17 protein-coding genes are annotated in these 16,179 nt (G+C 55.5%); 5 read left to right on the top strand and 12 right to left on the bottom strand.

Features of this window, described 5'->3' with window-relative positions:
* Nucleotides 1-253: 253 nt before the first annotated feature.
* Nucleotides 254-649 carry a (R)-mandelonitrile lyase gene (locus JHX88_RS10585; protein ID WP_076524016.1) on the top strand — a complete coding sequence of 132 codons (396 nt, stop codon included), beginning with the start codon at nucleotides 254-256 and terminating at the stop codon, nucleotides 647-649.
* Nucleotides 650-719: 70 nt separating this feature from the next.
* Nucleotides 720-1,622, top strand: a complete 903-nt coding sequence (locus tag JHX88_RS10580; protein ID WP_076524018.1) for an SPFH domain-containing protein — start codon at nucleotides 720-722, stop codon at nucleotides 1,620-1,622.
* 37 nt (nucleotides 1,623-1,659) lie between these two features.
* Here JHX88_RS10580 and JHX88_RS10575 read toward each other — a convergent pair whose 3' ends face one another.
* From JHX88_RS10575 to JHX88_RS10540, 8 genes are all read right to left on the bottom strand, one after another.
* Nucleotides 1,660-1,785, bottom strand: coding sequence for a hypothetical protein (locus tag JHX88_RS10575; RefSeq protein ID WP_272847992.1), 126 nt, complete (start codon nucleotides 1,783-1,785; stop codon nucleotides 1,660-1,662).
* A gap of 94 nt (nucleotides 1,786-1,879) precedes the next feature.
* On the bottom strand, nucleotides 1,880-2,377 hold the full coding sequence (locus JHX88_RS10570) for a thiol-disulfide oxidoreductase DCC family protein (protein ID WP_176011411.1): 498 nt from the start codon (nucleotides 2,375-2,377) through the stop codon (nucleotides 1,880-1,882).
* A gap of 563 nt (nucleotides 2,378-2,940) precedes the next feature.
* A complete protein-coding gene (locus JHX88_RS10565; protein ID WP_076524020.1) occupies nucleotides 2,941-3,954 on the bottom strand; it encodes a DUF1963 domain-containing protein in 1,014 nt (337 codons plus the stop codon).
* A gap of 148 nt (nucleotides 3,955-4,102) precedes the next feature.
* Entirely contained in the window at nucleotides 4,103-4,594 is a 492-nt protein-coding gene (locus tag JHX88_RS10560; protein WP_076524022.1) for a hypothetical protein, read from the bottom strand.
* A gap of 13 nt (nucleotides 4,595-4,607) precedes the next feature.
* Nucleotides 4,608-5,450 carry a hypothetical protein gene (locus JHX88_RS10555; protein WP_141225772.1) on the bottom strand — a complete coding sequence of 281 codons (843 nt, stop codon included), beginning with the start codon at nucleotides 5,448-5,450 and terminating at the stop codon, nucleotides 4,608-4,610.
* A gap of 57 nt (nucleotides 5,451-5,507) precedes the next feature.
* Entirely contained in the window at nucleotides 5,508-5,963 is a 456-nt protein-coding gene (locus JHX88_RS10550; protein WP_076524026.1) for a DUF6389 family protein, read from the bottom strand.
* Entirely contained in the window at nucleotides 5,956-6,258 is a 303-nt protein-coding gene (locus JHX88_RS10545) for a hypothetical protein (protein ID WP_076524028.1), read from the bottom strand. The genes JHX88_RS10550 and JHX88_RS10545 overlap by 8 nt, the downstream gene beginning before the upstream one ends.
* Before the next feature lie 382 nt (nucleotides 6,259-6,640).
* Nucleotides 6,641-7,401, bottom strand: a protein-coding gene (locus JHX88_RS10540; protein WP_419182368.1) for an IS5 family transposase whose coding sequence is annotated in 2 segments (ribosomal slippage) — nucleotides 6,641-7,083 and nucleotides 7,083-7,401 — 762 coding nt in all. Because the reading frame shifts where the segments join, the coding sequence is not laid out codon by codon here.
* 54 nt (nucleotides 7,402-7,455) lie between these two features.
* Here JHX88_RS10540 and JHX88_RS10535 point away from each other — a divergent pair.
* From JHX88_RS10535 to JHX88_RS10525, 3 genes are all read left to right on the top strand, one after another.
* A complete protein-coding gene (locus tag JHX88_RS10535) occupies nucleotides 7,456-8,490 on the top strand; it encodes a leucine-rich repeat domain-containing protein (RefSeq protein ID WP_141225774.1) in 1,035 nt (344 codons plus the stop codon).
* A gap of 497 nt (nucleotides 8,491-8,987) precedes the next feature.
* Nucleotides 8,988-9,845, top strand: a complete 858-nt coding sequence (locus tag JHX88_RS10530; RefSeq protein WP_076524036.1) for a hypothetical protein — start codon at nucleotides 8,988-8,990, stop codon at nucleotides 9,843-9,845.
* Entirely contained in the window at nucleotides 9,838-10,449 is a 612-nt protein-coding gene (locus JHX88_RS10525; protein WP_076524038.1) for a hypothetical protein, read from the top strand. The genes JHX88_RS10530 and JHX88_RS10525 overlap by 8 nt, the downstream gene beginning before the upstream one ends.
* Nucleotides 10,450-10,588: 139 nt before the next feature.
* Here the strand turns inward: JHX88_RS10525 and JHX88_RS10520 are convergent, their stop codons facing one another.
* The 4 genes from JHX88_RS10520 to JHX88_RS10505 all read right to left on the bottom strand — a co-directional run bounded on the left by JHX88_RS10520 (nucleotide 10,589) and on the right by JHX88_RS10505 (nucleotide 16,175).
* Nucleotides 10,589-11,374, bottom strand: coding sequence for a pyrroline-5-carboxylate reductase (locus JHX88_RS10520; protein ID WP_076524042.1), 786 nt, complete (start codon nucleotides 11,372-11,374; stop codon nucleotides 10,589-10,591).
* A gap of 301 nt (nucleotides 11,375-11,675) precedes the next feature.
* The gene (locus tag JHX88_RS10515) at nucleotides 11,676-13,334 is read right to left on the bottom strand and encodes a cobalamin-dependent protein (protein WP_272847991.1); all 1,659 of its coding nucleotides are present in this window, start codon (nucleotides 13,332-13,334) and stop codon (nucleotides 11,676-11,678) included.
* Between the two features lie 345 nt (nucleotides 13,335-13,679).
* Nucleotides 13,680-14,696 (bottom strand): proline racemase family protein, encoded by a 1,017-nt coding sequence (locus tag JHX88_RS10510; RefSeq protein ID WP_076524046.1) that lies wholly within the window; start codon nucleotides 14,694-14,696, stop codon nucleotides 13,680-13,682.
* Nucleotides 14,697-14,699: 3 nt separating this feature from the next.
* The gene (locus JHX88_RS10505) at nucleotides 14,700-16,175 is read right to left on the bottom strand and encodes an aldehyde dehydrogenase family protein (protein WP_076524048.1); all 1,476 of its coding nucleotides are present in this window, start codon (nucleotides 16,173-16,175) and stop codon (nucleotides 14,700-14,702) included.
* Nucleotides 16,176-16,179: the final 4 nt, after the last annotated feature.

The following is a 16,179-nucleotide window of genomic DNA, read 5'->3' as shown; positions in this document are numbered from 1 at the left end:
CCGCTTTGAACGGCGGTCTGATCCTGATCGGGACGCTGGTGACGAAGCAAGGATATTCGCAACGCCCATTTCGGGTGTAAACATGTCAACATATTCTGGGCATCTCCATGCCCCAGCTCCGCATAATGTGCAGCTTCAGATCGACTAACTCGGGATCTACTGTTCAGATCTACGCCAGGCACGGAGCGAGGGTGCATTTCGGAGATGTTCAGCAGATCATGCAGCAACTGCAAACAAGCGAAAGGATTGGCAAATGAAAATCATCCGCCCGGGGCAAACGCCCTCCGGTGCTGGCCCGGCTGACTGGTTTACCGGTCCTGTCCGTATCGATCCGTTGTTCTCGGCGGAGGCTCCGGGCCGTACCAGTGGCGCTCATGTGACATTCGAGCCGGGCGCGCGCACGGCATGGCACACCCATCCGGCCGGTCAGACTTTGATCGTGACCTTTGGCTGTGGCCGCGTCCAGCGTGAGGGCGGGCCGGTCGAGAAAATTCGCGCCGGTGATGTCGTCTGGTTTGCGGCCGGGGAAAAGCACTGGCACGGCGCCGCTCCCGACACCGCCATGAGCCATATCGCAATACAGGAATCCATCGACGGATCACCTGTTACGTGGATGGAGAAAGTCACGGACGCCGATTACTTAAATTGACGACAGCTTGGCTGAATACGCATTTCCTGATCACTGACCTGTTCCGAAACCCCATCCCGAAAGGGCCATCATGTATTTCCTGCTTTCCAACCCCTGGCTCCCTATCATCATCTTCCTGGTGATCCTCCTGCTCCCATCGATGATTGTCATCACCAGTCAGCAAAACGTCCGGCTGATCGAGACCTTCGGGAAATTCAGCTCGGTTCGTCAGGCGGGGCTTTCTTTCAAGCTGCCCTGGCCCATCCAGTCCGCCACGAGCAATTTTTCGATGCGCGTCCGCGAGATCGGCGAAGACGTGGGCGTGAAAAGCTCGGACAACGCGTTCGTGGTCGTTCCGATCCGTGTCCAGTTCGCGGTGAAGGAGGGCGGCGCGCAGGATGCCTTCTACCGTCTCGATGACCCGGAAACCCAGATCCGCTCATATGTCGTGAACCAGGTTCGTGCCACAGCCTCGAGCATGACATTCGATGATCTGTTCAAGTCCCGTGACGCGTTCGAAACGGATGTGGAGCAAACTCTCGCTGCCCGGATGGGCGAGTTCGGCTTCAAGATCGAGAACGTCCTCGTGGATGACCCGCAGCCCTCGACCGAGCTTCGGGAAGCCTTCGACCGGGTGATCGCCGCCCAACGCCTGAAAGACGCCGCGACGAATGAAGGCGAGGCGCTGCGGATCAAATCCGTTGCCGCGGCGAATGCCGAGGGAGAATCCCTGCGCATCAAGGGTGAGGCCTATGCCAAGTTCCGCAATATCATTGCGGAAGGGAATGCCGAGGCTTTGAAAAAATTCACGGCCACCACGGGCCTGACAGACAAGGACGCGCTGGATTTCTTCACCTCCGTGAACGAGATGGAGGCCGTAACGACTGCCGCCGAAGCCGGGGGAAATATCGTTTTCGTCGCCGGGAACACGAAGAGCGGAGTCGAACACGCGCTGCTCGGCGCCATGGCGCAAATCAAGCAGAATGAAGGCTGATAACACTTAATCCATTAGCCTGATCTCAGACTCCACATCACCCGCAGCTTTGGACTCCCGTTACCGGATCCGGCTCATCGCACACCGTGGTTGGCACCGGATCATCTTCTCCCATGCAGCCTGCAAGCAGCAGGCATACGAGGATGGCGGTGATCTTTGTCATATGTGTTTCATACCCATTTCTGATTTTCGCCTATGGAACCGTGTTGATACCAACCTGATCGGCCCAATCCGATTGATCCGGTTTAACTGTTTGATCAAGCGATAAATCGCTTCTTCAATTCCACGGGCGGTATCATACAGTTGGAACGGCGCCCAAACACGCGATAACGATTTCTTGCCAACCAGCTGTATATCTTTTCCTTGAATGGCAGGTATCGCAATAGCCTGCCCAGATGCAGCCAGCTGATGGGGAGTCGTCTGATGGTCTCGGCGAAACCATCGAAGCCTGTGAACGCTTCACCGTCAGCGATCACGAGCTGCGCTGTAAACTCAGTGGAAGGCAAACCGTAATGCTTGAAGAACTCCTTCCCAAGCTCAGATTGACCGCTAACAAAACGAACGCGGTCGAATTTGTCACGTTTTGCCACCATTTTAGCGCCACCCGAGCAGAGCACACAAACGCCATCGTAAACGAAGAGAAGCCTGTCTTCCGGAAACTTGCCGACGAGGCGTTCATTGCTTCGGTAATGAAATTTCGGGAAATTCAGCTTTGATAGAGGAATACGCTCTTCGCTGCTTGGTGTGCTTGTCACAAAAGGCCTCCAGATCAGTTCAGGAGTTGGTTGATCTCTGTTGCTCTTGCTTGGGCAGCTTGCCATCTAACTGCTATACGCATTTTCTTGCCATTGAATGCCAATAGAGCGGTTGGTGCTGCGTCGCGTCAATCTGATATTTCCCAATTCTATGTTGACGCGGACGGGAAGAACGCCACATCGAACGATCCTGCCAAGTTCTCTCTCGGACTGGTCATTCATTTTGCAGACACATCGGCGGTGGCGGTCGGCAGTCCACGTTTGAAGGCGGAGACACGTCTAAGGGCAGGGTTGAACCAGGCGCAACCGGATGGATCATCGCACCAGGGATCGTGGGTGTTACATCATCCCGACCCATTTCTCCCAGACAAGTCATCAGCCTGATCGATCGATTTGCGCGTCTCGGCCGTCAAATGAATGTCCTGAGCGGCCGGGAGATGGCCAAGCCGAGCCGAAGGCACCTCTTAAACGGAACCCCGCTGAGCCTTTGTGTCGAGCCTAGCTGCTCCTTTCAATACCCTGGAATTGGGATGGCAAACATGGCAATTGGAAGGTGACGGGGCTCAGGTTGTTCGGTAGACAAGACGCGCCTTGGTGAAATCTCGCCGTCGAAGGTCTTCGCGTTTGATCCAGACGTGATAGAGCCCGTCGAAATCATTGTAAGGCGTGTCGTAATCGCCGAGCTGGATCAGGTGAACCCATTGTTCCGCCAGGGGTTCGATGGCCCGCGCGGCAGGTAGGAACGCGTCGCCGTAAGGCAGTTCAATACCGGCATCATCGGCTGCCAGTTCAATTGCCATATCGCCTTGTATGTTTTCCGGCCAACCACCCAATTGGATTGCGCTTCCAAGGCTGAAACGGTCACTGTCCAGCCATTCGTCATGCGGCAATGGTTTGGTGATGTCGTAATGAAGTAGAAACGGAGAGGAGCCTGAGTCCGGCAATGTGTATGTGGGCACGGGATCGAGGAGCGCCGATGGCAGCCGATCCTTGAACTCCTCCATGGAACCGAAAAGGGGATAGCCGATCTCTGGAGGTTCCCGCCGCACAAGCATCGTCTTTTCGGCTGTGACATGCAGAAGCCGGAAGACGGCATTCCCGCTTGATTCATGACCATACCAAGGCCGGAATACGAGGTCGTAAAAGAGCAGGAATATTCCTTCCGTTGGAATGTCGGGATCCATATCGCCTCCCGTTGCGGCACAGGCCACAAGATCGACTTGCGCCATGAAGGTGAGTGGCGCAGCTGCTGATGCGAGGGGCGCTTTCAGAGACAACTCGCCTTCCAGATAATCGCTGGGGTTTTCTGCGAGCATTTTACGCAGCTGTGCCACCTCTCTCATTCCGACTTCGGTTGCCTCCCGAAAAGGCCAGCCCATACCCCGCGGCATATCAGGAGCACCACCAATCTTGCTGGTGCCTGTTGGTATGTTGCTGTCTTCCATTACCGTTGACGGGAAGGCCATGGCGGGTTTGGCCAGTTTGAGAAGCATTTGTCGATCTGCGCCGGAGACACCACGAGATGCCAGTGATGCATCCAGATCTAGCAGCGTGGGAAACGCACCGTCATGCTTCATCGGTCTTTCCTGCGATAATGATCTTGATGAACTGAACCTGGCTAGAAAGCCTGCCGAACCAAGAGTGGTTAGCAAATGTCGTCGACTGAAGGTCGAAAGAGCTGGAGCAATGTTGTTGTTACCTTCCATATTGTTGATTCTCTGACGTTCAATCCGTCAAGATTTCCGCGGGCATGAAACGGACGAAATGGATAATCCGGCTGTCGAGGTCCAACCTGATATTCACGGTCAGTTCGGGAAAGAGACCGTCATAGGTCAGGAAAAACCCACCGAGGAATTCCATGCTTGATGTCGGTTCGCCCAGTAGCGCGACAACCTCGTCTTGCATCATGTCCAACCGGAGTCCCAGGGGGAGGTTGCCCGTGATTGGCCCGATCCCCTCTTCAAAACGCGAGTTCTGAACCGTCACGTCCTCCAGGATCAGTGACCCCTCACTACGGGGCGGGCCATAGCTATGCTGATAGGCTGTGGTGAATTGCAGTATGACCGCGCCTTTATCTGCCTCAACTTGTCTCAAGGTAAAGTCGTCGCCGTCCTCAGGCAGCTTCTCGATACCGGCGTCGAGAAGCAACCTCTCCAGACTAGGGTGATCCGACGAATGCCCGATCAGCTTGATGGCGTTATCGATGTTGAGTGCCATGCGGGCTCCCCTGTTAATCGATTTCTTGTGGCACGTTATAGCTGACACATCGTATGGATTGCGTGTCCTCGATGTAGTTGACGACCAGTTCGAGGTCACCCAAGTCCCAGACATCGGCCGCAGCATCTTCAACGGTCATCTCTACCGTCACTCGCTCCCGAACTTCCTGTCTTGTCATGTCGAACTGGATGCCGAATGGTTTTGCTCCTGCATAGGGCTGCCCGCTGGCCGGAATGTTCCAGAAAATCACCTCAGTGATTAGCCAGGGGCCTTTCCCGATGCTATAGTGGATGTACGCCTCTCTGGCGCCGACATCTTCGAACCCAAGCTGAACTCCCTGATTCATGTCGCCCCATATCCGTAGCTCGGCCACCCCCTTGGGATGTTTCTGAAAATCCGCCTCCGTGATTCCCAGAGCATCAAAGAGTGCCTGTCCTTCGCGGGATATATGCGTTTTGCCAATGGCCTTCGCAAAGATTTCAGGATTGGGAAAATATTGGGTTCGGTCTCCATTGCCGTTGGGAACATAGACGCTACTGCCGGTGTCCGGGAAAACCATGCGCACCGGCATCACTAGAATAGCCTGTCCGGCTTTCGCCGCCTCGCGCTTCCTTTCTGGCGTCCAATCCGTCGCGTTCATTACCAGGGCGACTTCGGATAGGGTGGACAGGTTGAGTGTGACATGGTTCAGTTCAGGAAATAGGGCGTGCAGCTTTGGTGTCGCGTTGGTGACCCGGCTGCGGATATGGCTCTCACCGTGATGGCGTGAATTATGCCATGCCGTTTCCGCCACGACGGGCAGGTTGCCCGCTCCGATCATCACCAATAAGCCAGCTATCATGATCCTTGTATTCATTATCCGCGTTTCTATGTCAGCGCGACGGAGATGAGAGAACAGGGCGGTCCTGATCTTTCAAGGACGCAAAGTTCTTCTTTCCACGGTCCCGTAGCCTTCCTCTCCGAAAACGAAGGCTGGCAGGCCGACGCCCTCGAGCTGTTGCCACAGTGCCTCGATCCACTCCATGCATGTATCCACGATGGCATCGTTCACAGAAAACTCCGGTTCATCTGGATCAAACATGGGAACATCGGGTTGCATGCGGCCATCGACACATCGGATTTCAAACAGTGACCGATACGGCGCTATTGCCTTGTTGAGCACATAGATATCCGGACCATCCAGATGAACCATGACGTCAAAGAAACCTTCCCCGTCCTGACCCGGATGAACTCCGACCAAAAGCTGTCGAGTCTTTTCTGGAAGTGATTGCTTGATGGCATGGAGCTTTTCCAAAGCTGAGGATGTATGCGTTAGCAAGATGCTCCCGAGCACAACTTTGTAGTCGGCTTCCGTCAGCGGCTCAGCCATTGTCATCCCCAACCCCTGTTCTCATCGTCCGCGTTCCTCGCCTTATCCAAAGCAGGGTGGCCTTGATCCCGATGCCAACGATCACTGCGATGGTAAACGCGGCCACCAGCCAATCGACAAAAGCCGCACCCGGTTGATAGTTCGGCGGCGTTGTGGCTGCCTCGAAGCAGAACCATGTTACCAAGCCGAGCAGTATCACGGCTGCGACCGTGAACGACTTCCAGCCCGGCATCCACATCAACAGCGCGAATGGCGCCACGACGAACACGAAAACGAGTACAATCAGAACATCCATATGAGAAATATCAGTTGCTCAAGTGTCTAGCTAAGGCGGTAATTACATAATGATATTGAACCGGTCCCTTCTCCACGTCTCCGGGGCAATGCCATCTGACCCAAAGAACGGGACATCACTCCAGGTCATCATGGCCTACGCCAACAAGATGGTCCAGTTCCGATCTGGAAGTAACGCATGAAGGCTTGGCGTGCGGGTGTGCCAAAAGTCGCGACGAACTCGCACGCGAGGAAGGCTTCCGAAACGATGCCGACAGGGCTGCAGGAGGTGCTGTGTTGGCTCAGAATGCAGCCAGGATGCTCGAGGATACTGACGCTGTAACCCCGAAGTGATAGGTCGCTTGGTAAAATGCACGGTTTGAAAGGCTAGGCGGCGTCTGCATTTAAGCGAGCCATGCCATAGCGCAGGCGAGATCGACGAAAGCCTTGAATGAGGAGATGGTCTTTTCGCAGCGCAGGGCGATCCTCCGGAACCGTTTGATCCGATTGAAGAAACATTCAACCAAATGGCGCTCCTTATACAGCACCCAGTCAATCGGGCGATCTTCACGCCGGGTTGGATTGCGCTTGATATGCGCCACCGCACCGAGGTCATTTGCAATGAAATCGCGAAGATAATCGGCATCATAAGCGGCATCCATGATGACATGGCCCACGTCAGACAGCCCGTCGATCAAGCCTTGCGCCTGCGGGCAATCGCCCCATTGTCCGGGCGTAATGGTGAACCGGACCGGCAGGCCCAAGGCATCCACGGCCGCATGGACCTTTGTGGTCAGGCCGCCTCTGGAGCGGCCAATACCGGCAGCTTCAAGCCCCCTTTTTGAGAAGTCGCATCGGCATGCGCTTTACAGATCGTCGCATCCACCAGCACATACTCGAAATCCGGGTCTTTGCGTAAGGCTTTGAAAAGATTCTCCCACACACCCGCCAGGGTCCAGCGGCGGAAACGCGAATGCACCGTGCGCCAGTTACCGAGTTCGGGCGGCAGATCGCGCCAGGGCGTGGCTCCCCGTGCCAGCCAGAGGATGGCGTCGACGAAAAGCCGGTTGTCGGCACCCGTGCGGCCACGATCACCCTTCTTGCCGGGAACCAATGGCTCAATGATCGCCCATTGTGCGTCACTCAAAGTTCGTCTGCTCAAGATCGCCTCCTGTTTTCGATCTTGAATCAGACAGTTGAAAAATTGGGAAGCCACTGAATGCAGACGACGCCTAAGGGAATGAACAGGATTTTTGCGATTTTCGCATTGTTAGCGGCCACCGGGGCGGCGATTGCAGATGAAGCCAAGCCCCCCATTCGCGCCAATTCTGTTCAGGAATGTCTGGAACTGCAATGCACCGAACTGTCCATCTATCCATATGAGATGGATAATCTCAATGGGATCGAGACGTTGGCGAGTCTGGAAGGGTTGTCGGTACTCAGTATCAGCTCGTCCAAAATCACTGACATATCAATGATCGGCAGCCTCAAGAACCTGGAATTCCTGAATCTCTCCTATACCGGCGTTGATGACATTTCGGTCGTCAGCCAGCTTCCGAAGCTGGAGAGATTACATCTCTCGAATACCTCGTTATCCGACTTTGAAGCGTTGCGGGATCATCCGACACTGCGCGATATTCGGGCAGATGGCGTGAAGATAGATGATCTTTCCCCGCTTTCGACATTGCCCAGGCTCGAAGAATTGCTCATGACGAACCCCAAGCTTTCCGATCTGACGGCATTGGAAAATGTGGGCACGCTTCAAAGCGTCTACTTCTTGCCATCCTCGATTGAGGATATTAGCCCGCTTGCCAATCTACCAAATTTAAGAACGGTTTATATCTGCAGTCACGAATTAACGGATCTGTCTCCCATCGCCTCTGCACCTATGTTGTCGGACCTGACCCTGTCCTGTAGCGCGCTCGAAGATATTTCGGGAATCGATGGAATGTCCAGCTTGACCCGTATTGATTTTTCGGGCGCGGGTCTGACATCGGTGCCGGAAACGCTTGCCCTGCCGTCCCTTGAGGTGGCCATTCTGGACGGCACGGGCATCGAGAACATTGATTTTCTGAGAAACAGTCCAAATCTGCAAGCCCTGTTTATCTCCGGCACGAAAGTCGACGATCTGGCAGCTGTCATGAAACATGAAGACCTGTATGACTTGAGAATTGATGCTGAAGCATCAACGTTAATGGCTGATCAGATCGAAACACTGCAGGCGCGTGGTGTTCAGGTGACTGCCCAGCCATGACCGCGCCTTGCCCATATCTGGCGATTAGCCTGACACCCTTTCCGCCCATCGTCGCCAATTTTCTGTCAGTCTTGCCCAAATTTGCCGGGGAGATCTATATAATACTGGCTTCCCAGATGTGCCGGTGAAGCCGGAATTTCTGGATGCCTGATCGCGCATGCTTCTCCTGATTGGTGGCCTGACAAAATCACCGCCCTTGCCCCAGCCTATGAGCGTGAGATTCTGTGTCGGATACTTCTGGGGCCACCACTCGGCTGGATGCTGCGCGATATCGCGATGCCTGACCTGGCATTGTCGCGTATCGCCGCTGCGATACAGTGGATCCGCGAACATGTTTCCAGACCACTGCGCGTAAAGGCTCTGGCTAGAATGGCGGTGAAATGTTAACGCGCCACTTGCAACATTGCTCCCCTATACCATATTCTGTGTCGATAGGTCGTAGGTGGAGCCGATCTAGTGACTCCGGAAAGTATAGCCTGGCCGTGCAAGGAGTTGCAATGATGGGCAGCAACGATGGAACAAAGAAGCTGACGGAACCTAAAAGTAAGGGTTGGAAAAAAGCCGCGCGTGGGGCGCTGCAAGCAGCCGGGGCAGTTCCATTCGCCGGAGGCTTGTTCTCAGCTGCTGCTGGATTTTGGTCCGAGCAAGAACAGGGTCGCCTTAATGAGTTCCTTAAGCAGTGGATTAAGATGCTTGAGGACGAACTGCGTGAGAAGCAGCAGACGATTGCGCAGATCGCAGCTAGGTTAAATCTACAGGACGAGGAGATCGCGACTCGCGTGCGCTCAGATGAGTATCAGGCACTGGTCAAGAAGGCATTCCGAGACTGGGCTGGAACCGAAAGCCAGAAGAAACAAAAATACGTGAGAAACATCTTGACGAACGCCGCAGCGGCAAGCCTCACGTCAGACGATGTCGTGCGCCTCTTTCTCGACTGGCTCCACACCTACTCCGAGTTGCATTTCGCTGTGATCGGCGAAATCTACAATAACGACGGAATTACACGCGGTCAGATTTGGGATCGACTGGGCAAAGGACGCCCACGGGAAGATTCGGCGGAGGCCGACCTTTACAAGTTGCTATTTCGCGACCTCTCGACGGGTGGTGTTGTTCGCCAGCACCGGGACACGGACTACGCAGGTAACTTCGTCAAGAAGCAACACCCTAAACGAACCAATCGCGCTGACCCCCGCATGAAGTCTGCCTTTGATGATGGAGATGGGTATGAACTGACTGCATTGGGACAACAGTTTGTTCACTATGCGATGAACGAAATCACTCCAAAGCTCGAGTACTACGATGACACCCAAGGCGCTGAAAGCGCCGATCAAGAGGGAGTAGATGCCAATGCGTGACGATATATTGTTCTTTAAACACGATTGGAATCGCGTTGTTGAGGCCCAGAAACTGGCGGCGAGAAGAGACGCAGACAAAAAAACAAACTCAGACTTTAACAGCACGAGCATCGAAGAACTCGCTAGCCATCTTTGCGAGAAGTACTCATTAGAGGTCCCTAAACTCGACCCCGACAATACTTCGATCAAACAGCGAGAAATTGAGATCGACATTAGCCATGACCGAATGCGCCACTTCTCGACTGGTGGACCGCATTACGTCAAAGGGACGGCTATTGACGTTCGGGTGCCATTTCACGGCGATCCTGACATGTTCGATGTTAAGCCCAACACCTGGACTACCAGAATTCCACGCGGGCGAGTGGAGGCCAACTCGATCGTTTTCACAATCAGTGGCACCGATTTGTCGCAAGAAAGGGTCAAATCTGAGATCGACCGTCAGATCAATGAAATTCAGCAATGGTTGAGCTTTCAAGAGAAGAGCGTCGTTAATTTTCCAGACGAACTGGCGCATGTCGTCAAGCAGGCGCTGGAAGCACGGAATAGTAAACTTGATGCTGATTCCAGTCTCATTTCCGGACTTGGGTATAAAGTCGAGGATTAGGCTGCTTTTTGTGGAAGCGCCATGTCGCCCACTTCCGGATATTTTGGGGTGACTCAAAGCTACGCCGGATGGTTGCAAAAGTGGCTCTTACCGCAAGCGATTGAATATTGCGCGTCGGAGCAACAATCCGCTTCGCCTCTTATGTTGGTGAAGCGGCTTTGATTCGCTTTAATATCGCCTCTAGACCAGCTTTAATTGCATCTTCACCGCCGTAAGCCTTGAATTCTTGATGCAACTGTTCGTTCAGCCCACCTTGAGTGGCATGGGCATCGCGAAGTGTTGAGACAGAAGTAGGGTTTTCAGCTAGTGTCGCTGAGAGATTGGAGAAAAGAGCTCCAATGTAGGTCGCAGCGTTCATTTCAGGAATCCCTTGCGCCTCCATCCACGCAACTGTGCTTTCAATCATTCCAAAATATGTGGCCATCAACGCGCTACCGGAGGCGTATGCGTCAAAAGACGTAAGATCAGTAACCGGTAAGGCTTGCCCAAGGGCGTTGAAGATTTCTATAGCTTCGGGAAGAGGTGGAAATACAGGGATAACATCGCAGCGACGCTCAACGAAGGGCAAAGGGATCGCACGGCAAATACGGGACGCGCTAGTCCAGCCACGTAGTGTCTCTATCGGTAACGTGGCCATGAGGCTTATTATTGGAATTTCACGGGAAAAGGATATCGGTCGCAGGACATCTTTCGCTATCTGGGGACGGACGGCAAGAATGATAATATCTGCACGGTCTATCACCGCCTGATTAGTCTTTGCGACTTCAACCCTTTTAAAGTCCCGAGCCAATTCTTGTGCAATTTTTTTACTCCTTGGTGACAAGGTAATTGGCCGGTCTCTCAAGTTCGAATTTTTTAATCCTCGAACTATGTGTGCGGTTATCGTACCAGTCCCGATGAAGCCAATACAGGAGGGTGAACTCATGGTGAATCCTCTCGCTTGATCGATTTGTTTGACATGGCGACACACAAGAAGAATGAACTGAAAACAGCCGCCGAGAAGTGGAGTTTACCTCTCTCGACGGAGAAGGTAATCAAGAAAGGTGGCCTTTATTTTAATTTTATCGTGGCTTCCTGTGATGTGGTTTGGTGAGGTCAATTCATACAAGAATAAGATCTGACTACGCCTTGCGTTGGCAAAATGTGATCTGCAACTATAGAGAATGCCATCTATATCCTCGCCTGCAGATATATTGTCCTTGTGCGAATATCTGGGATTTATAAGCTTATCTCCTTACCATTTCATTCAGTGTTGTCAGCATGTCATCCAAGTCAGCGCACGGAATCGCGCCCAACGCTGCGATGTCAGTTGAGACATCGATGGGTAAGTCCGAGTTCGAGTCTAGTGGGACTTCGTTGAGCATACCGCCAACCAAGACGGGCAGTTCGCTCCCTTTTTCGGCAAGAGCATTTCGAACATCAGCAACATATCTACGAGCAACACCATTGTAGGTGGATATGGCGATTGCGTCGGCCCTGAACGACAGTGCGCGCTCCACAAGAACTTCCGCATCAACGGAAACGCCGCCGTCGCATGCCTCGACACCAAGGCCAGTGAGGGCGCGTTCGACCAGATACTTGCCGTGCTCGTGAACGTCGGAGGTGCCGACACATACCTTCAGAGCAGCTCCTTTGAGCAAACCAACTTCGCCCCGAGTGGCGAGCCAGTCCTCGGCCATCTCGTCCAGCTCGTAAGCCCATTCCGCACGAATTTCGGGAGTTCGAAATGAGTCGGTGAGCAGGCCGGGGCCGAAGTTGGCTTCTAGCGCTCGCGGGCCAAGACGGCGAATAGCAATAAAGATTTGGGCGGGATCGTCCATATCGATGCCTAACGCTTCAAGACCCGACAGCAGATTGCTTGCAAAGCGACGGCCACCAGAAACCATCCGTTCAGCCAAATCCTCAACGACCGTCCAGTTCACCAAAGCCGCGTGCTTCGGTGCATGTTGATTGAGCCGGTGAGCGAAAATTTGTGCGTCGATGATCTCACTCACATCAGGGATGCGCTGGTTTTCGGTCACTGGAACCGGGTTGACAGCGTGTCCTGTGGGCCATCGACCCAAGGCCATAATGTCCGGTAGAAGGTAGCTGGAAAGACTAGCGTAGTTCCCGGCCTCGGTGGACTGATAACCCACGGTGTTGCCGTAGATCATGGTGCCAGGTGTGGTGCTGACAGACGCCAATGCCGCCTGGAAGGCCATACGCGATAATGGGTCAGAGAAATGGTGGCCGTAACAATGTCCCAGCGGTGCACCGATTAGACCTTCAATAAGGTGTTTCTCTACCAAAACCATTCCGAAGCTACAGCACATATCCTGAAATAGGCCGGCAAATCCGTCATCAATGTTGGAGTGGACCAATACTGCACCATTTTGGGCCGCGATAAGGCCAAGTGCGGTTACGGTCGCCTCCGTCGTAGCTACATCATCGTCCCAGCCAGGAAGGCGAAAAGTGAAATACTGTCCTAAGTTGCCGAGGGCGGTTGCTCCAGCAGCAATCGCGGCCTTCGTATTGTCGAGCGCGCCTGGTAGGCCCAACATGAAATCGCCAAAGTGCATCGAGGCATGGGCAGCACCCGTGAAGCGTGCAAAATCGTCAGGGCCAGACAGGACGATCCCCGTGCCCCGGGTGGCCTTTTCGCGCAATGCCTGCGGATACCCCATCGACCAATCGAGGATGATTCCAAACCGATCCACTGTCACGCCTTGTTCTTCACAGGTGCCGTGTACCTGCTTTAATGCTTCTAGCGTGCGGTCAACGCTTCGAAAGCCTATGACAGCGTGCTGCATGACACGAGATGTAACGGAGGTTTTGTACTCAACTTCTGAGGCAAAGCCTGTGGCTTCCATGAAAGCCGAACGTCCGAGGGGCCAATCTTTGGCCATCTCTCTACCCTCAGCCAACAGCTCCTCGCCGGGTCGCATGCGGGACGGAACAAGTTCTGATAGGCGTGACAGCTCATGCATTTTTATCCTCGCAATGTCGACACTATGCCTTCAGTTACATTGTTGTCGACACAATGTCGTCTTGTCAATCGGTGGGTAGGTAGAGACCTGCGCCGAGCTGGTTTTGTCGGCACTGGCGGTAACACATCCAACGCGGAAATAGGCTCAGTCGATATAACTGTTAACCTCGCGCTTGGGCCCCGCAGCGTCCGAGCGATCAGCCGGAAGAGTCATGGCGCCGTTCGCGCCGGAGAGCAGGATTGTCTGTTCTTCCAGCTCCATCGCTCAGCCGCCCCAGGTGTCGGAGAGGGTGAACCCCTCCGGGAAAGGGTCAGTCGGGTCGAGGCCGATCTGCGTTATCGCATAGATCCAGCACTGGCCCGAGATCCGGCTAAGCGCGGCGGGTACATCTCCGACGGTCGTTTCCTCGATGAACTCGGTCACGAACTCTCCGCCGATGATCGAGCGTGACACAATCCGGTCACCCGGCCGCGCTATGCCAGCGGCATGCCGCACCGCCATGTTCGCGTTCGACCCAGTGCCGCAGGGCGACCGGTCGGCCCGCCCTGGGCGCAGGGTTGTGCAGGTCCGGATCGCCCCGTCAGGGTCGTTTGCGCGGAACATCACGTAGGCAAGGCCATCAAGCTCCGGCACGGTCGGATGCTTGGCCGCGCAGGCCGGCGCGATGAGGTTGCGCAGCGCGACGCCCTTGGTCGCAATCTCCCGCGCGTTCTCGGGTGTCAGCGTCAGGTCCAGTTCCGTGGCGTCGACCAGCGCGTAGAAGACACCACCGAAACAGAGATCATAAGTGACGGCACCCCAAGCCCTGGTCTCGATCGTCGCCCCGCGTACCGCGACGAAGGCGGGCGGCATGCCGATTGCGACGCTCGTTACCTTGCCGCCTACGCAGGCGCAGGTGGCGCTTACCAACCCGGCGGCAGTATCGAAGGTGATCACGGTTTCCGGCTCAATCATAGGCACCATGCCGGTCTCGAGCACTGCCGTGGCGGCACACATAGCGTTCGAACCAGACATGGCATGCGCCTGATCTGGTTGCAGGATGATAAGACCCATGTCGGCCTCCGGCACCGTCGCCGGCACCAGAAGGCAGAACGACCCCGCCGGCGCGGCACGGGGTTCGGAACACAGGAACCGGCGCAGGCTATCGTCCACGTGGTTCAGGTGATGTAGTTTCGCGGTCATGGTGACGCCGGGGACGTTCAGGACTCCCCCGGTGATCACGCGACCGATCTCGCCCGCGCAATGCACGTCCACCGTCTGAAGCATTCTTGACCAGCGCATGGCTTACTCCTTCAGATACCAACCCCAGGGCCTGTGACGGTCCCAAGTCGTGACCTGCTTGACTTCAAGATAGTTGTTTAAGCCCCATTCGCCGAGCTCACGGCCGAGGCCGGATTGCTTGTAGCCACCCCAAGGCGCTTCGGTGAATGTGGGCTGCGAACAGTTAATCCAGACGATCCCTGCACGGAATGCCCTTGCCACGCGGTTTGCGCGATCGAGGTCGTCCGACATGACCGCCGCAGCCAAGCCGAAGCGTGTGTTGTTTGCAAGGCGGATGGCCTCCTCCTCGGTCCGGAAGGTCTTCACGCAAACGACGGGCCCGAAGATTTCTTCGGTCCAGATCGTCGCTTCCTCGGGCACGTCGGCGAAGATCGTCGGCTCCACATAGCAGCCGCCTTCGAGGCCCGGGGGCACACCACCACCAGTGACGAGTCTGGCTTCTTTCTTTCCCGTCTCGATCCAGTTAAGCACCTTCTCGTGCTGCACAGGGCTGACGAGCGGGCCGAGTAGGACCCCGTCCTCCAGCCCGTGGCCGATCCTGATCTTCTGCGCCTCCGCGACAAGGCGCTCCATCAGCGCTTCAAACGCGCGCTCCTCGATCAGCACGCGGGAAGTGGCGGAGCAGACCTCGCCTTGGTTCCAGAAGATGCCGAAGAGGATCCATTCTACGGCGTCCTCAATGGGCGTATCGGCGAAGATCACTAGCGGGGATTTGCCGCCAAGTTCGAGGCTCAGAGTCTTGATATCCTTCGCCGCCATCGCCATGATCCGCGATCCCGTCGGCACCGAGCCGGTGAAGGCGAGCTTGTCGACCAACGGATGCTCGGTCAGGGGTGCACCAGCGTCGGAGCCAAAGCCCGTGATGATGTTCAGGCATCCGGCAGGCAGGCCGGCACGCTCAGCGATCCCGCCGAGTTCCAACGCACTGACCGGAGTCAGTTCCGAGGGTTTGAGCACCACCGTGCATCCCGCAGCGAGGGCCGGGGCGACCTTCCACGCGGCCATCAGTAGAGGGAAATTCCATGGGATGATTGCACCCGCGACGCCAACGGGTTCTTTCACGGCCTTCGAACTGAAGCCCTCCATGCCCAGTTCGACTTTCTGCTCCGCCTCTTGGTCGAAGCGCTCAGCGAGGTCGGCGTAGTAGTGGAAGACGCCCGCCGTGTCCTCGATGTCCCAGACGGCCTCGGGCAGCGGCTTGCCGTTGTCCTGTACCTCGATGCGCGCGATCTCGCTGATGCGCGCGGCGATCTCGTCGCCCATCTTGCGCAGTACTGCGGCGCGCTCGACGCCCGACATGCGTGGCCAGGGGCCCGCGTCGAAGGCACGGCGCGCGGCCCTCACGGCGCGGTCAATATCTTCGGCGTTGCCGGCCGGCACCCGGTGGAACACCTCACGGTTCGAAGGGTCGATGACGTCGAACATCTCGCCCGAGGCTGATGCGACATACCTGCCGTCGATGTATATTTGATCCCTCATGCTG

This window comes from Paracoccus saliphilus (assembly GCF_028553805.1).
Lineage (GTDB): Bacteria > Pseudomonadota > Alphaproteobacteria > Rhodobacterales > Rhodobacteraceae > Paracoccus > Paracoccus saliphilus.
The sequence above is the reverse complement of the archived record's forward strand: the minus strand, read 5'-3'. Positions and strand labels throughout refer to the sequence as shown.

Excerpts from the sequence above, each read along its gene's own strand:
- JHX88_RS10575 (WP_272847992.1), bottom strand. The coding sequence starts at position 1,785 with ATGACAAAGATCACCGCCATCCTCGTATGCCTGCTGCTTGCAGGCTGC.
- JHX88_RS10565 (WP_076524020.1), bottom strand. The coding sequence starts at position 3,954 with ATGAAGCATGACGGTGCGTTTCCCACGCTGCTAGATCTGGATGCATCA.
- JHX88_RS10515 (WP_272847991.1), bottom strand. The coding sequence starts at position 13,334 with ATGGCCAAAGATTGGCCCCTCGGACGTTCGGCTTTCATGGAAGCCACA.
- JHX88_RS10520 (WP_076524042.1), bottom strand. The coding sequence starts at position 11,374 with ATGAGTTCACCCTCCTGTATTGGCTTCATCGGGACTGGTACGATAACC.
- JHX88_RS10560 (WP_076524022.1), bottom strand. The coding sequence starts at position 4,594 with ATGGCACTCAACATCGATAACGCCATCAAGCTGATCGGGCATTCGTCG.
- JHX88_RS10530 (WP_076524036.1), top strand. The coding sequence starts at position 8,988 with ATGATGGGCAGCAACGATGGAACAAAGAAGCTGACGGAACCTAAAAGT.
- JHX88_RS10550 (WP_076524026.1), bottom strand. The coding sequence starts at position 5,963 with ATGGCTGAGCCGCTGACGGAAGCCGACTACAAAGTTGTGCTCGGGAGC.
- JHX88_RS10585 (WP_076524016.1), top strand. The coding sequence starts at position 254 with ATGAAAATCATCCGCCCGGGGCAAACGCCCTCCGGTGCTGGCCCGGCT.
- JHX88_RS10580 (WP_076524018.1), top strand. The coding sequence starts at position 720 with ATGTATTTCCTGCTTTCCAACCCCTGGCTCCCTATCATCATCTTCCTG.
- JHX88_RS10555 (WP_141225772.1), bottom strand. The coding sequence starts at position 5,450 with ATGAATACAAGGATCATGATAGCTGGCTTATTGGTGATGATCGGAGCG.
- JHX88_RS10505 (WP_076524048.1), bottom strand. The coding sequence starts at position 16,175 with ATGAGGGATCAAATATACATCGACGGCAGGTATGTCGCATCAGCCTCG.
- JHX88_RS10545 (WP_076524028.1), bottom strand. The coding sequence starts at position 6,258 with ATGGATGTTCTGATTGTACTCGTTTTCGTGTTCGTCGTGGCGCCATTC.
- JHX88_RS10510 (WP_076524046.1), bottom strand. The coding sequence starts at position 14,696 with ATGCGCTGGTCAAGAATGCTTCAGACGGTGGACGTGCATTGCGCGGGC.
- JHX88_RS10525 (WP_076524038.1), top strand. The coding sequence starts at position 9,838 with ATGCGTGACGATATATTGTTCTTTAAACACGATTGGAATCGCGTTGTT.
- JHX88_RS10535 (WP_141225774.1), top strand. The coding sequence starts at position 7,456 with ATGCAGACGACGCCTAAGGGAATGAACAGGATTTTTGCGATTTTCGCA.